16 protein-coding genes are annotated in these 13,836 nt (G+C 52.0%); all 16 read left to right on the top strand.

Annotation, left to right across the window (positions count from 1 at the left end; translation table 11 throughout):
* The 16 genes from ACYVK4_RS28945 (at nucleotide 1) to ACYVK4_RS28870 (ending at nucleotide 13,825) form a co-directional block, all read left to right on the top strand.
* Nucleotides 1–438, top strand: coding sequence for an ester cyclase (locus tag ACYVK4_RS28945; RefSeq protein WP_461131069.1), 438 nt, complete (start codon nucleotides 1–3; stop codon nucleotides 436–438).
* A gap of 133 nt (nucleotides 439–571) precedes the next feature.
* Nucleotides 572–958 carry an ester cyclase gene (locus ACYVK4_RS28940; RefSeq protein WP_461131217.1) on the top strand — a complete coding sequence of 129 codons (387 nt, stop codon included), beginning with the start codon at nucleotides 572–574 and terminating at the stop codon, nucleotides 956–958.
* A 134-nt stretch (nucleotides 959–1,092) separates the two neighbouring features.
* A complete protein-coding gene (locus tag ACYVK4_RS28935) occupies nucleotides 1,093–1,530 on the top strand; it encodes an ester cyclase (RefSeq protein WP_461131068.1) in 438 nt (145 codons plus the stop codon).
* Nucleotides 1,531–1,583: 53 nt separating this feature from the next.
* Nucleotides 1,584–1,991: an ester cyclase gene (locus tag ACYVK4_RS28930; protein ID WP_461131067.1), complete on the top strand. Its 408-nt coding sequence runs from the start codon at nucleotides 1,584–1,586 to the stop codon at nucleotides 1,989–1,991.
* Nucleotides 1,992–2,023: 32 nt separating this feature from the next.
* Nucleotides 2,024–2,695: a hypothetical protein gene (locus ACYVK4_RS28925; protein WP_461131066.1), complete on the top strand. Its 672-nt coding sequence runs from the start codon at nucleotides 2,024–2,026 to the stop codon at nucleotides 2,693–2,695.
* A 21-nt stretch (nucleotides 2,696–2,716) separates the two neighbouring features.
* A complete protein-coding gene (locus ACYVK4_RS28920) occupies nucleotides 2,717–3,109 on the top strand; it encodes a nuclear transport factor 2 family protein (RefSeq protein WP_461131065.1) in 393 nt (130 codons plus the stop codon).
* 30 nt (nucleotides 3,110–3,139) lie between these two features.
* The gene (locus ACYVK4_RS28915; RefSeq protein WP_461131064.1) at nucleotides 3,140–3,541 is read left to right on the top strand and encodes a nuclear transport factor 2 family protein; all 402 of its coding nucleotides are present in this window, start codon (nucleotides 3,140–3,142) and stop codon (nucleotides 3,539–3,541) included.
* A 110-nt stretch (nucleotides 3,542–3,651) separates the two neighbouring features.
* Nucleotides 3,652–4,077 carry a hypothetical protein gene (locus tag ACYVK4_RS28910; RefSeq protein ID WP_461131063.1) on the top strand — a complete coding sequence of 142 codons (426 nt, stop codon included), beginning with the start codon at nucleotides 3,652–3,654 and terminating at the stop codon, nucleotides 4,075–4,077.
* An 87-nt stretch (nucleotides 4,078–4,164) separates the two neighbouring features.
* The gene (locus tag ACYVK4_RS28905; protein WP_461131062.1) at nucleotides 4,165–4,734 is read left to right on the top strand and encodes a DJ-1/PfpI family protein; all 570 of its coding nucleotides are present in this window, start codon (nucleotides 4,165–4,167) and stop codon (nucleotides 4,732–4,734) included.
* Nucleotides 4,712–5,164, top strand: coding sequence for a VOC family protein (locus ACYVK4_RS28900; RefSeq protein ID WP_461131061.1), 453 nt, complete (start codon nucleotides 4,712–4,714; stop codon nucleotides 5,162–5,164). Before ACYVK4_RS28905 ends, ACYVK4_RS28900 begins: the two co-directional genes overlap by 23 nt.
* Before the next feature lie 58 nt (nucleotides 5,165–5,222).
* Nucleotides 5,223–7,115 carry an AGE family epimerase/isomerase gene (locus ACYVK4_RS28895; RefSeq protein WP_461131060.1) on the top strand — a complete coding sequence of 631 codons (1,893 nt, stop codon included), beginning with the start codon at nucleotides 5,223–5,225 and terminating at the stop codon, nucleotides 7,113–7,115.
* A 42-nt stretch (nucleotides 7,116–7,157) separates the two neighbouring features.
* Nucleotides 7,158–7,496 carry an anti-sigma factor antagonist gene (locus ACYVK4_RS28890; protein WP_461131059.1) on the top strand — a complete coding sequence of 113 codons (339 nt, stop codon included), beginning with the start codon at nucleotides 7,158–7,160 and terminating at the stop codon, nucleotides 7,494–7,496.
* Nucleotides 7,497–7,498: 2 nt separating this feature from the next.
* Nucleotides 7,499–9,616: a glycogen debranching protein GlgX gene (gene glgX, locus ACYVK4_RS28885; protein ID WP_461131058.1), complete on the top strand. Its 2,118-nt coding sequence runs from the start codon at nucleotides 7,499–7,501 to the stop codon at nucleotides 9,614–9,616.
* 107 nt (nucleotides 9,617–9,723) lie between these two features.
* Entirely contained in the window at nucleotides 9,724–10,038 is a 315-nt protein-coding gene (locus ACYVK4_RS28880) for an STAS domain-containing protein (RefSeq protein WP_461131057.1), read from the top strand.
* Nucleotides 10,039–10,216: 178 nt separating this feature from the next.
* Nucleotides 10,217–10,645, top strand: a complete 429-nt coding sequence (locus ACYVK4_RS28875) for an ATP-binding protein (RefSeq protein WP_461131056.1) — start codon at nucleotides 10,217–10,219, stop codon at nucleotides 10,643–10,645.
* 33 nt (nucleotides 10,646–10,678) lie between these two features.
* Nucleotides 10,679–13,825, top strand: coding sequence for an NACHT and WD repeat domain-containing protein (locus tag ACYVK4_RS28870; RefSeq protein ID WP_461131055.1), 3,147 nt, complete (start codon nucleotides 10,679–10,681; stop codon nucleotides 13,823–13,825).
* Nucleotides 13,826–13,836: the final 11 nt, after the last annotated feature.

The raw sequence follows: 13,836 nt of genomic DNA, 5'->3' as shown, positions 1-13,836 counted from the left end.
ATGGCACTTTCCCCAGAAGAGAACAACGCAGTTTGCATGGAATTTTTCAACAGCGCCTGGAATACGGGCGTCGTGCGGGAAGATCTGCTCTCCAGCGATGCCCTTGACCATTCATTTGTAGGTGGCAAAACCAAAACGGAACCAGGCTCGGGCAGCTTCAAGCACATCATCGGTATGTTCCGCCATGCCATGCCGGATATCCAACTGACGGTACTCGACCAGATTTATACGGCGGATAAGGTTGTTCACCGCTGGAGCCTGACCGGCACCGATACGGGTGGCGTAATGGGTATGCCCCCAAGCGGCAAGTCACTGACATTTACCGGTACAACAACGGTTCGGATGGCCGACGGCAAAATTGCCGAGCGCTGGGCCAATGTCGACGAACTGGGCCTGTTACAGCAACTGGGCGTTGTGCCGCCACCTCCTGGCGAGTAACCGTCTGGCTTACCCTGATCTAAAATTGAAACAGCCTCAGGCTGTAAAAAATACCCACCTACCACGCTAAGTTACTTTTTATGAATTCTGTTGAGCAGGCAAAAGATACACTAGCCAGGTTTTACACAGCGAAATAGGGAGTAAGGGTAATCTTGAGCTGGCAGATCAGCTCCTGACGCCCGGCTTTGAGTTCATCCTGCCTTTTGCTCATCTGAAAGGCATCGAATCGTTCGAGCAAGTAGTCGTCAAAAATCGAATTGCCTTCGAGAACCTGACCTATACCGTTGCGCCGGGCGACATCATCGTTGAAGATCAACAGGCAGCCGCCTTCTGGACCATGTCGTCCAAACACGTTGATACCTGGCGAAATGTACCTGGCAGCAACAAGGATGTTTCGATTAATGGAATGACCTTTTTTCGCTTTGCTGAAGCCGGCAAACTAATTGATGCCCGGGTCGAAAATGATGCCTTAAGTCTGATGCGTCAGATTGATGGCATTCAGGTTCTCTACCCGAATTAACCATTTTTTCGACGAGAGAAAACGGAGGTTCAATAAGTCAGCAAGGTGCTTTGCCTGATCGAGTACTGGATTTACAAGGAAGATAGCGCTACGATCAAACTGAGTAATACTCTACCCTAACCAAAACTATTATAATGACTCGTATTGAACAGAACACGAAAACGGTGCGTGAGTTTATGGAACTCGTGTGGTCGAAAGGTGACGTTGACGTTGCCGAACGCATTGTTGATCCCAACTTTCAGTTTCTTCTCGCCTTTGCTCATTTAGACGGGCGTGACGCCTTTATGGGATTAGTTGACCGGAACCGTCACATTTTCGAAAACCTGACGTATTCTGTTGAGCCCGACGACATTGTTGCGGAGGACTTTAAAGCGGCTGTCTTCTGGCGGATGGACTCCAAACACATTGGCACCTGGCGCAATGTACCGGCCAGTAACAAAGTCGTCTGGATCAATGGCATGTCTTTTTTCCGATTCAACGAAGCGGGTCAACTAACTGAATGCCGTGTTCAGAATGACGTCATGAGCCTGATGAACCAGATTGGTGGCATCAAAAAGCTGTATGATTTTTAAGCAACGGCAAAACGACTACTCATCTTTTTTAATCCATAAACCTAGTAAACATCATGTCAGTCGAAGAAAACAAAGAACTCGTTCGGGGATACGTCAATGCAATTCTGGTAAACCGGGACTTCAGCAAGTTCAGTGAGTTTACAGCTCCCGGCTTTTACATCGACCGGTCGGCCGTGCCGGAGGCTATCAAAGGCGAAAACGCCCTCCATAACCAGATGGATATGTTGTATGGCGCTTTTCCCGACCTCGACCTCCAGATTGTGGATATGGTTGCCGAAGGCGACAAAGTAGTGGTTCGGTTTGCCGCACCCGGCACCCACCAGAACACCTTTGCCGGTATTGAAGCTACCGGGCGCAAAGCCACCTGGAAAGGCTTGGTGATGTACCACGTGGTTGGCGACAAGATTGCTGAAGCCTGGGCGAACTGGGACGACTACGGACTGATCGAACAACTCCGGTAAGCATCCATTCAGCATTCAAAAAACTTATCACTATGGAAGCCAATACTTTGTCAAAGGTACTTGTGCGTTTACCGAACCTGATTACGTTGTTCTTCTCGCTGACCTTAGTAACCGGCTTCCGTTTATTGAACGACCGGTTTCATTGGAACACAGGGCCAACGTTTGACATCACCAAATGGAACGATGTGCTGGTACTGGTATCGTTTTTAACAACGCTGCTCTTCATCGTTACGGCCTGGTTGGGCTTCAGTGTATTAATCGAGCGCGTGCCCTATAAAGATTCGTTTAATCGCTTTTTATTCGACACAGCCCGGTTTTCTGCCTTGTTCCCGCTTCTGATGTGGTCGTTTCTGGCCGAATCGCCCAGCCAGTTCCAGGTGTATACCTGGGGCCTTGCCACCTGGCACCTGGTGATGGCTGTCTGGTACATCTGGCCAACCCTGTTCGGGCAGTCGCAGCGAACCGGACACTCGGCCGATATGCTCAGTCATGTCATAATCTGCGCGGTGTATTATGCCCTGGGGATAGCGTACTATCTGCTGATCGCCAGGCAGTGGGATACGGAGCCGAATGACAGCTTGCGGATTGCCCTGGTGCTGCTCACCCTGGCAACGATCGTTTTCTGGTCAATCAACCGGCTCCGTAGTTTAGAGAAACGGCTTGTTACCGAAGCGCTTCCTAAAGAAAAAGAACTAACGACTTAATTACTCCTTTCTTCGTTTGTCATGACCAATGTACCCGATAGCCCCCTGGGCCGTATGTATCGCGAGCACATTCAGCTCATTCTCGATAAAAATATTGAAGCCCTGCTCGATCAATATACCGATGATGCACTGCTCATCAGCAGCTTCTCGAAAAGCCCGGTCATCTACAAAGGCCGTGAGCGGATTCGGGAACACATGCAGGGTATTCTGGGTATCGACGGGCTGGAAACCGATATCGTTTTCTGGGCCGAAACCGAAGACCCGCAGACGCTGATGATTACCGAACAAATTGTTATGAAAACGCAGGATGGCGATGCCAACATGCGCTTTGCCGACAGCTGGGTGCTGCGTGATGGCCGAATTGCCATTCACTTTGCCGGTATGGTTCAGCACCCCGATGGATCGCTGGCGTAGCTAAAACGGCTGATGCGGCCAACCGGACCTATGACGAATCAGGACAACCAGGAGCTGGTGAAACAGTGCTATCAGGCCTTCCAGACAGGTGACATGGCCGGTTTATTCGGCAGGCTGCACGATTCGATCACGTGGCATTCGCTTTATGCGAAAGGCGTTTCTCTGAATGGCACCTACATCGGCAAAGAACAGTTGGGCGATTTGCTCACAAAAATGGGCGCCGACATTTCGATGCGTTCGTTTGAGCCCAGGACGTTTTTAGCCGACGAGCACACAGTGGTGGTGCTTGGCCGGGAGGAAGCGACAGTTAATAAAACGCAGAAGGGGTATGAGAACGGCTGGGTACACGTCTGGGAAGTTGCCGATGGGAAAGTGGCAGGTATTACAACCTACAATACCGTCGAAAACGTACTGGCAGCTTTTACAGACTAGCGCGCCCGTCTGATACCCGAAGCTCGCTCCCGGCAACCGATGCGTTGCCAGGAACCGGCCATCAACAGTACTGATTCAATTTATTGATAAATCATTAATACGAAAACGAAATGCTGACCAAAGAAGCTATTCAGACGTTTGTGGACGACTGGTACCTCAAATTAGATGTTCACGCGCCCATGGTAGAGGTGCTGCCCTTACTGGCCGATGCCGAACTGGAGTGTGTTTTCCCGGAAGTTACCGTGTATGGTTATGCCGGTTTCGAGAGTTGGTATCAGCGTGTAATCCGTACGTTCTTCGATGAAGTTCATACCGTTACCAAAGCCGAAGCAACAATCGATGGCGACACCGCAACAGTCGACGTAGTGGTACACTGGGAAGCCAGCGTCTGGAACGCCCCCGAAGCGACCAGCAAACGCATTGATGCCGACGCCTATCAGACATGGACCTTAAAGGCCGGTCCGGCTGGTACGCCCATCCTGACCAAGTATGTAGTGGATGATTTTGTTCCCCGCGAGGGCTCTGCTACGCTGTAATGAAAGCGGGTATTGGTTATTGGGCAGCAGCCCATTATCCAACCGTGGCTGATCACCCAATAACCAGTACTCAATAACCAAGTAACCATGAAACTGAGCGGCAAAAAAATCGGAGTGCTTCTGGAAAGTGACTACTTCGAAAACGAAATTTTTTACTACAAATACCGCTTCCCCGAAGAAGGTGCCGAACTGCATTTTCTGACCCGGCTGTGGGGCAATGAACGGATCACTTTTCATGGCCATGAGTACAAAGTACCCATGGACTGTTCGGAAAGTTTCGAGAACATGAGTGATGAGGAGTTACGGAGCTATGCAGCCATCATTGTCCCCTCGGGCATGGTATCTGACCGGCTGCGCTACACCGAAGATGTTGAGAAAATCCCCCCCGCTACCGAATTCCTCAAACGGGTTTTTGCCGAAAAGTCGGTTCTGAAAGGAATCATCTGCCATGGCCTGTGGCTGGTGGCCCCCGCTACGGAGCTGGTGAAAGGCCGACCGCTGGTTTGCCATAACAACCTCATCGGCGACGCCAAAGCGTACGGAGCCATTTACACCAATGAAGATGTGGTGGTAGATGATGACCTGGTTACGGGCCGTTCGGGCGGGCATGCGCACCTGTTTGCCAAAAAAATCATTGAAATTCTCTCCGAACGATAACCTGACTCAATCCATGGCCAGTATGGTTTTTTCGCACATTGCGCTGTCCTGCATCGATCCGGCTAAAACGGAACAGTTCTACACGGATTACTTTGGCTTTCACCGGTCGCGGGCCATCCCGCTGGGTGAGGGCAATGAAATCGTGTTCCTCAAAAATAGCGAATCGGTTTATCTCGAGCTCTTTAAAGCCGAAGGCGAACGCCCAACCGGCACACCCGACGCCGTGGCCGATGGCCCTCATTATGCGGGCGTCAGGCACCTGGCCTTTCAGGTCGATGATGTCGACGCAGCGGTGAGCGCCCTTGGCGATGCCGCCGTCATTACGCTGGGGCCACTTGACTTCAGCGACTTTATTACGGGTTGGAAAACCGTCTGGCTCAAAGACCCTGATGGCAACATTGTCGAGATCAGCCAGGGTTACCACGATTAGTGCAGTAACACCACCTCCAGCAAACACGATTTTAACCTTAAATCCAAAAATAGCATTCATGGAAACGGATACAGTAAATGTTGCCACAGGCGATAAGGGCCTCCCGGTAAAGGGGGCCAGCATGAAAATCGACTTCACCTTTTCGGATACCATTTCGGGCTATGTCGTCGAGTTTATTTCGTCGGAGAAAGCTTTTGTCCTGGAAACCTCCGATGGCCGTAAGTTTAAACTCTTTCTGATTGCTTCCACCTTTGCCCGTTCGGTACGGAACCTCAACGAGCCTTATCAGGATGCCACAGGCGTCATGTTCGAAATGCTGTCCAAAAAAGGGCAGTACGTGCATGCCTACGGCTCCTTCTATCCCGGCATTGAGGACGATGAGCCGGTTTTTGAAGTGCAGTGGATGATCTTTCCGGGCCACCACCCTATGGAGTTCCGCCACGAAGCGCAGGATTGGTGGATTCACCAGATCAGCTCCATTGCCACCAGCTACCTCAAGTGGCAGTTCAACTACCCCGAGGAGCCCATCGACTATAAGAACTACCGCACGATGCTGCACCTGGCAGGCGCCAAAAAAGGCGACTACCTCCAGGAGACCGACACCATCTCGCGCATGATCTACGGCTTTGCCTCAGCCTATATGCTGACCGGCAATGATGCCTTCCTGGAAGGTGCCGAAAAAGGAACCGAATACCTGCGCGAACACATGCGGTTCTATGACCAGGATGCCGACCTCATTTACTGGTATCACGGCCTTAAACTCGACGGTGCCAAAGAAACCAAACTGCTGACGTCTGAATTCGGAGACGATTTTTACTCCATCCCGATGTATGAGCAGATCTATGCACTGGCCGGTCCTACGCAGACCTTCCGCATCACGGGCGACAAACGCATCCTGTCGGACATCGAAAAGACCATCGACCTCTTCGAGATGTACTACAAAGACAATGAGCAGGGTGGCTATTTCTCCCACATCGACCCCATTGGGCTCGACCCACGCGATGAGTCGCTGGCCCACAACCGGGCTCGCAAAAACTGGAACTCGGTGGGCGACCACGCACCGGCTTACCTGATCAACCTGTATCTGGCTACCGGCGAGAAGAAATACGCCGACTTCCTGGAATACACCTTCGACACCATCACCAAGTACTTCCCCGACTACGAGAACAGCCCGTTCGTTCAGGAGAAATTCTTCGAAGACTGGAGCAAGGACCAATCCTGGGGCTGGCAGCAAAACCGGGCGGTTGTGGGGCACAACCTCAAAATTGCCTGGAACCTGATGCGCATGCAGTCGCTCACGCCCAAGCAGGAATACCTCGATTTTGCCAAGAAGATCGCTGAGCTGATGCCCGATGCCGGTTCCGACCAGCAGCGGGGTGGCTGGTACGACGTGGTAGAGCGGACGCTCAAGCCCGGCAGCAAACGGCACCAGTTTGTGTGGCACGACCGCAAAGCGTGGTGGCAGCAGGAACAGGCGATCCTGGCCTACATGATCATGTACGGTCTGCTCGACGATAAAGAATATGAAAAACAGGCTCGGGAAGCGGCTTCGTTCTACAACGCGTTCTTCCTCGATACCGACGATGGCGGGGTATATTTCAACGTCTTCTCGAACGGTATGCCGTACCTGATGGGTACCGAGCGCCTAAAAGGCAGCCACTCGATGAGTGCCTACCACAGCACTGAGCTTTGCTATCTCTCAACGGTATATGTTAACCTGCTGATTACCAAAAAACCGACGTATTTTTACTTCAAGCCGTACCCGGATTCCTTCAAGGACAACATCCTGTACGTTTCGCCGGACATTCTGCCCAAAGGCAGTGTCTACATTAGTGAATGTTTTATCAATGATGAACCATACACCAATTTCGACGCGGAAGCGCTTACGGTAAAACTACCCGATACGCAGGAGCAGGTACGAGTGAAAGTGCTGCTGACACCGGTTCAATAAGCAACGATCACCAACCTTCAACTTTTCAACCCTACTACAGGCATGAATGTAACCTCCAGGACGGCTGAGGCCATCACCGTCATCGAAGCAAGCGGTAGCATCGACAGCAAAACCGCGCCCGAATTTGAGCGGATAGCGATCGCAGCTATTCAAGGGCAAAAAGAAGTCATCATCGACCTGACGGATGTCGAGTTTTTGTCCAGCGCCGGTTTGCGGGTGCTGCTGATGATCTATCGACAGGTAAAAGCCAGCAGTGGCAAAGTGGTACTGGTAGGCACGTCCGAAGAAATTCAGGACATCATGGCTAACACCGGATTTCTCAGTTTCTTCATTACGGTCGATACGCTGGACGAAGGCATAAAGACTCTTAAAGCCGCCTGATCATGATTGATAATCGGATAGATTATTATCCCACGCACGAATTCGAGGGCATTAAATTCCGGCGTGGCCATGTGTTGCCCTTTGGGGCAACCATGGTCGCCAACGGGGTTAATTTCAGCATCTTTTCCAGCGCATCGACCTCCTGTACGCTGGTGCTCTTTGAGCGGGGTGAAGACAAACCCTTTGCCGAAATACCCTTCCCCGACGAGTTCCGGATTGGGAACGTGTACAGCATGATCGTCTTTGAACTCAATTACGAACGGCTCGAATACGGCTATCGGATGGATGGGCCCTTCAACCCATCGGCCGGGCTGCGGTTCAACAAGTCGGTCATTCTCAGCGACCCCTACGCCAAAGTGCTGGGCGGACGGGATACCTGGATGGCCAAACCGAACTGGGATAATATATATCCGTATCGGTCGCGGCTGGCGTTTGAAGACTTCGACTGGGAGCACGACCACCCGCTCGAAACGCCCTCTGAAGACCTGGTTATTTACGAGATGCACGTTCGGGGCTTTACCCGCCACGAATCGTCGAAGGTCAAAAACCCGGGAACGTTCAGTGCCATCCGGTCCAAAGTTCAGTACTTTAAAGACCTGGGAGTCAACTGCATTGAGTTGCTGCCTATTTATGAGTTCGATGAGTGGGAAAACAGCCGCGAAAGTCCAACCACGGGCGAAACGCTGGTCAACTACTGGGGCTACAGCACGGTCAACTTCTTCTCGCCCAAGGCTGGTTATGCCGCCACGGGAAAGTTCGGGATGCAGGTCGATGAGCTGAAGACCATGATCAAAGAGCTGCACAAAAACGGCATTGAGGTCATGCTCGACGTGGTGTTTAACCACACCGCCGAAGGCGATCACCGGGGACCGACGATCTCGTTTCGGGGTATCGACAACAAAACGTATTACATGCTTACGCCGGAAGGGTATTACTTCAACTTCTCCGGTACGGGCAACACGCTGAACTGCAACAACCCGGTGGTGCGTAACATGGTGCTCGACTGCCTGCGTTACTGGGCCTCCGAATACCACATCGACGGGTTCCGGTTCGACCTGGCGGCTATTCTGGGCCGGGCGCAGGATGGCAGTCCGTTGAGTAATCCGCCCCTGCTGGAATCCCTCGCCTACGATCCCATCCTGGCCAAGTGCAAGCTGGTGGCCGAAGCCTGGGATGCGGGTGGCCTCTATCAGGTGGGCTCCTTCCCGGCCTATGGCCGCTGGGCAGAGTGGAACGGCAAGTACCGCGACGATGTACGGAAATTCCTGAAAGGTGACCCGGGCGAAGTACCCCGCATGATCCAGCGCATTATGGGTTCGCCGGACCTGTATAGCCAGCGTGGCCCAACGGCCAGTATCAACTTTATCACCTGCCACGATGGTTTTTCGCTCTACGACATGTTTGCGTATAACGAAAAACACAACGAGGCCAACGGAGAGAACAACAACGACGGTGCCAACGACAACAACTCGTGGAACTGCGGCTGGGAAGGCGAAACCGACAACCCGGCCATCAATTTCCTGCGGCACAAACAGATCAAGAACGCCTTTGCCATTCTACTGGTAAGCCAGGGCATTCCGATGGTGCTGATGGGCGACGAAGTGGGCCGGACCCAAAAAGGCAACAACAACACCTACTGTCAGGATAACGAGCTGAACTGGTTCAACTGGACGCAGCTGGACACCAACAGCGATCTGCACAATTTCGCCCGGACCATGATCCAGTTCAGGCGTATGCACCCGGTGCTGCGCAGCCCAACACACTTTCAGTACTGGGACTACATGGGCAGTGGCTACCCGGATATCAGCTTTCACGGCACCAAAGCCTGGAACTGCGACCGCTCGGCCAGCAGCCGCTCGTTTGCCTTTCTGCTGTGTGGCGACCATGCCAAGCAAGGTATCGTAAAAGATGCCATGGTGTATGTGGCGATGAACATGTACTGGGAAGGCCTTCACTTTGAACTGCCGGGTTTACCCCCGGAAAAAAAGTGGTACCTGTTTGCCAACACAGACATGCCATCACCCGCCGACATTTATGAAAACGGGAAAGAAGCCTTGCTGGGTAACCAAAACGAATTTCTTGTCGGGGGGCGCAGTGTCGTCATCCTGATCGGTAAATGATGTGTGATGTATGCTATAGGATGTATGATGTATTTATGTCAATGGCATACATCCTATAGCATGCATCCGATCATCCATTCTAACTTATCTTTAAAACAAGTAATATCATGAGTTTTAAAATTATAGCTGAAGCTAAAAAGATTGCCAAGATCACTCTGGTGGGCGAAATCGACTCGCTCTCCGCCCGGGAATTTCAGAAGGAGATTGAAAAAATGGCGCTCGAATCGCCGGACGAACTGGTTCTCTTTGTCGAAAACCTGACGTTTATCTCCTCGGCCGGTCTGCGTGTCCTCATTTTCGCCAAACAGAAGATGGGAACTGCCTTACAAATTTATATTGTAAGGCCCCAGGAGTCGGTGGTAGAAACACTCGAGAAAACGGGCCTTCAACACAGTGTAAATATCGTGGAACAGTATCTTTAAGGTCGAACCTTTCAGGTTCGGCCCGGTGGGAGCGCATTCGCTTAACTGTGGACCGGTTGCGGGTAGGTACTGACCATTAATAACAAATGACTGTCCTGGCAGTCGAACAAACCACAGTTTAGCGAATCAACTCCCACTGTCCCCTGTCGGGTATGTATCACTTATCAATCCCATACCGATGGAACGTAAAACGTTTCCGGGCACTTTCGACTCGCTCGAAGGTATCCGGCAGGTCGTAAAAGAAGAAGCCCGGCAGGCCGGATTGTCTAAAAAAGCGACGTATAACCTCATGCTGGCGATTGACGAGATCGCAACGAACATTATTATGCATGGCTACGAGGAAAACAACCTCGAAGGGCCGATCGACGTGCTTTCTGAATTTGAGAACGGAGCCCTGACGGTCACCCTTGAGGATGATGCTCCTCCGTTCGATCCATTACAACGGGAGAGCCTGTCTGAGGAGTTTTTTGCCAGGCCCCTGGAAGAGCGGCCCATTGGCGGTATGGGTATCCACCTGACCATTAAAGCCGTGGATGAGTTCAAGTACACGTTTAGCGACAACAGAAATCATAACATATTCATTGTCAAGACCGATAGCATTGAGTGAGGCAGTAGTAACCAGCGACTTTGTAAACACAATATGACGGAGGTTTACAATAAAATTGAGGTAGCAAATCCATTTCCAGGGTTAAGGAGTTTCGACCGCGAAGACTCTCACTTGTTCTTTGGCCGTGACCAGCAGATCAAAGAGCTGAAAGACATGATGCCCACTGCCCGTTTACTGGCCATCGTCGGCTACTCGGGCAGTGGTAAATCATCGCTTGTGAAAGCCGGTCTGATTCCCTCTCTTCAGCGCGAAAGAGAGGGCTGGTTAGTCTTATCCCTCTCGGTAGGAAGTGATCCTTTTCACAGTCTGGCCATTGCCATTCAACGCTATTTCTCCGATCAGAATCCCGAAGCAAAAGATTTTGACATTGAAACGATGCTGCGGGAGGACCCGCAAACCCTGGTCAACCTCTTCGTTGAGCAGAAGGAGCGGGTGTTAATCTTTATTGATCAGTTTGAAGAAATCTTCCACTATTCGCTCGACGATGCGGAAGCCGTTCATCAGCAGGACGATGTGGCCCTGTTCATAAACCTGTTACTGGCCGCTACCAAGAAAACAGATAACCCGATTTTTGTCGTATTGACCATGCGTTCGGACTTTCTGGACTATTGTACGCTCTACGACGGATTTACCGAAGCCATCAATGACGGCTCCTATCTGCTGCCCAAAATGAATTCGGCGGAGATACGCGACGTTATTGTTAAACCTGTTGAAGCACTGGGGGCAAAAATTACGCCCGCGCTGACGGAACAATTACTGAAAGACACGGGCCTGAATTCGCAACAGTTGCCCGTGTTGCAGCATGCCCTGATGCGGACCTGGGCTTACTGGCAAAAAACAGCTGCCCCCGATCAACCCATCGACAGTCTGCACTACGAGGCCATTGGTACGATGACCAATGCCATTTCGGTGCATGCTGAAGAACTATACGCCGGTCTGCCGTCGGATAAGCTACGCCTGACGACCGAGAAAGTATTCAAGTCGCTGATTGCCCTGGGTCCCGATGATCGCAGCATCATCAACCCCATCAGCATCAACACCATCAAAGAGATAACGGGTATTCCTGAATATTTGCTCTTCGATGTAGTCGATCGGTTTCGGGCCCGCGAAGCGTCGTTTCTATTGCCCTTTGTGGGTAGTTCGGTTGGACAGGATACCGTTATCAGCATATCGCGCGGTCGTATCGTTCAGCTCTGGGAGCGGCTGCAAATCTGGAGTCAGGAGGAAACCGAATCGGCTAAACTCTACAAGGAGATCGCTAAATCGGCCGCTCAGTATCAGGAAGGCAAAACAGGTCCGCTCACCCCACCCGAGCTTCAGATAGCGCTCAAGTGGCAGAAAGATAACAAACCCACGCTGGCCTGGGCTCAACGCTACGACATCTTCTTCGAGCGAGCCATCACGTACCTGGAATACAGCAAGGACCAGTACGAATTTGACGTGCAAAGCCGCGAAAAACGGCAAAAGCAGGATATCCGTCAGACACGCATCCTGGCGGTTACGGGTATCTCGCTGGCGGTTGTAGGTATCATTGCCGCCATTTACTTCAATTTGCTGGAAGGTGAAGCGAGTCAGGCCAGTAAAGCGGCTGAAATAAGCGCCCAGAATGCCCGACGCGAGCAGCAAAACGCCGAGAGCCAGACGAAAGAAGCCGTTTCGCAAAGTAAAATCGCCAAACAGCTTCAGGAGATTGCCGAACAGCAACGGCTTTTGACCGAAGAACAACGAACGATTGCCGAAGCACAGCGCCAGTATGCCCAGAAACAACAGCAGTTGGCTATTATTCAATCGACCAGAGCCGACAACGAACGAAGCATCGCGGTTCAACAGAAAAATCTGGCCGACGTAGCCACCCAGGTTGCGTCAGCGGCTGAAAAGCGAGCCCGGGCAGCCAGTAAAATTTCGGATAGCCTGAAAGTACTGGCCGAAAAAACCAGCGAACGTGAAAAGCTGAATGCGAAAGAAGCCAATCGACTGGGTATGCTGGCCATCGCTCAGTCCATTGCGATCAAATCATTACAGACGGCCGAAACGGCCAAGGACTCGCTGCCCAGCCTCCTGTCGGTGGTTGCCTACCAGCTGAACATGGCGAATGGCGGCCCATCGAACTCCCCGGCTATTTTTGCCGCTCTGTCGAAAGCGAGCGACAAAAAATTGATTTTTGAAGGACACCGCGATAATGTCCGGGCACTTGCCGTAAAGCCGGACGGCAGTCTGATGGCCTCCTCCAGCGACGATGGTTCCGTTCGGGTCCGGCCTCTGGACCCCGATCGTCCGGCTACCGTTTTTAGCCCTGCCCGCCGGTCAGGGAGTGGCTTTAGGTCTGTTCTTTTTTCCGACAACGGCAACCGGTTATTTGCGGGCAGTACCGACGGCCGCATTTACGTTTGGGATATTGCCCAGCCTAAAAAAGGGACGTTCTTTGCCACCGCCCCCTCGCCTATTTTCGCGTTGCATGCTTATCAAAACGGCACGCACCTGGTTTCGGCCAGCACATCGGGAAGCGTTCGGATCTGGAAAATAACGGCCAAAGGGCTGGACTCCCTGGCGCACATTAAAACAGGCTACAAGTTATATGCCGCTCAGGTGTCACCCGATGGGGAACACCTGGTCTGTGGTTCTGACAATGGCCGTCTGATCACGGTCGACCTCGCCGGTAAAGACCGGGAGCCGGTCGTTGTCGTGCGGCCCGAGTTTAGGGGGAGCCGTATTTCGGCACTTGCCTTCAGCCCCAACGGGAAGACGCTCGTTACGGGCAGTTCGGGCGGGGATGTCCTCTTATGGAATTTTGTCAATAACAAAGTCAGCAGTTTTCAAGCCTTCCTGCCGGGTGCCCATTCGGGCAGCGTTACCGGGGCCATTATTTCGCCCAACGGAAAGCTGATTCTGACCAGCAGTCTGGATGGCACCATCCGAATCTGGTCGGAAGCCGACCTTCAGCAGGCACCCACCGTGGTTGCTGACTACCGAAACTGGGTTATGAACATCACCCTGAGCGACGATGGCAATACCCTGCTCTACTGCGGGGCCGACCAGACAGTCAGGGTGATGAATATCAATACAAAAGGGCTTTACGACAAAGCTCTAAAAACCGCCAAAGGCAATCTGTCTGAAGCAGAATGGAATAAACTGATGGCGGGCTATCTGGCTCAGCCCGGCATTTTACTAAACCGTAACTAATCATTAACCCG

The sequence above is a fragment of the Spirosoma aerophilum genome (genome assembly GCF_054782495.1).
The sequence above is the reverse complement of the archived record's forward strand: the minus strand, read 5'-3'. Positions and strand labels throughout refer to the sequence as shown.

Excerpts from the sequence above, each read along its gene's own strand:
- ACYVK4_RS28920 (WP_461131065.1), top strand. The coding sequence starts at position 2,717 with ATGACCAATGTACCCGATAGCCCCCTGGGCCGTATGTATCGCGAGCAC.
- ACYVK4_RS28925 (WP_461131066.1), top strand. The coding sequence starts at position 2,024 with ATGGAAGCCAATACTTTGTCAAAGGTACTTGTGCGTTTACCGAACCTG.
- ACYVK4_RS28945 (WP_461131069.1), top strand. The coding sequence starts at position 1 with ATGGCACTTTCCCCAGAAGAGAACAACGCAGTTTGCATGGAATTTTTC.
- ACYVK4_RS28890 (WP_461131059.1), top strand. The coding sequence starts at position 7,158 with ATGAATGTAACCTCCAGGACGGCTGAGGCCATCACCGTCATCGAAGCA.
- ACYVK4_RS28895 (WP_461131060.1), top strand. The coding sequence starts at position 5,223 with ATGGAAACGGATACAGTAAATGTTGCCACAGGCGATAAGGGCCTCCCG.
- ACYVK4_RS28930 (WP_461131067.1), top strand. The coding sequence starts at position 1,584 with ATGTCAGTCGAAGAAAACAAAGAACTCGTTCGGGGATACGTCAATGCA.
- ACYVK4_RS28935 (WP_461131068.1), top strand. The coding sequence starts at position 1,093 with ATGACTCGTATTGAACAGAACACGAAAACGGTGCGTGAGTTTATGGAA.
- ACYVK4_RS28915 (WP_461131064.1), top strand. The coding sequence starts at position 3,140 with ATGACGAATCAGGACAACCAGGAGCTGGTGAAACAGTGCTATCAGGCC.
- ACYVK4_RS28905 (WP_461131062.1), top strand. The coding sequence starts at position 4,165 with ATGAAACTGAGCGGCAAAAAAATCGGAGTGCTTCTGGAAAGTGACTAC.
- glgX (WP_461131058.1), top strand. The coding sequence starts at position 7,499 with ATGATTGATAATCGGATAGATTATTATCCCACGCACGAATTCGAGGGC.
- ACYVK4_RS28880 (WP_461131057.1), top strand. The coding sequence starts at position 9,724 with ATGAGTTTTAAAATTATAGCTGAAGCTAAAAAGATTGCCAAGATCACT.
- ACYVK4_RS28875 (WP_461131056.1), top strand. The coding sequence starts at position 10,217 with ATGGAACGTAAAACGTTTCCGGGCACTTTCGACTCGCTCGAAGGTATC.
- ACYVK4_RS28910 (WP_461131063.1), top strand. The coding sequence starts at position 3,652 with ATGCTGACCAAAGAAGCTATTCAGACGTTTGTGGACGACTGGTACCTC.
- ACYVK4_RS28870 (WP_461131055.1), top strand. The coding sequence starts at position 10,679 with ATGACGGAGGTTTACAATAAAATTGAGGTAGCAAATCCATTTCCAGGG.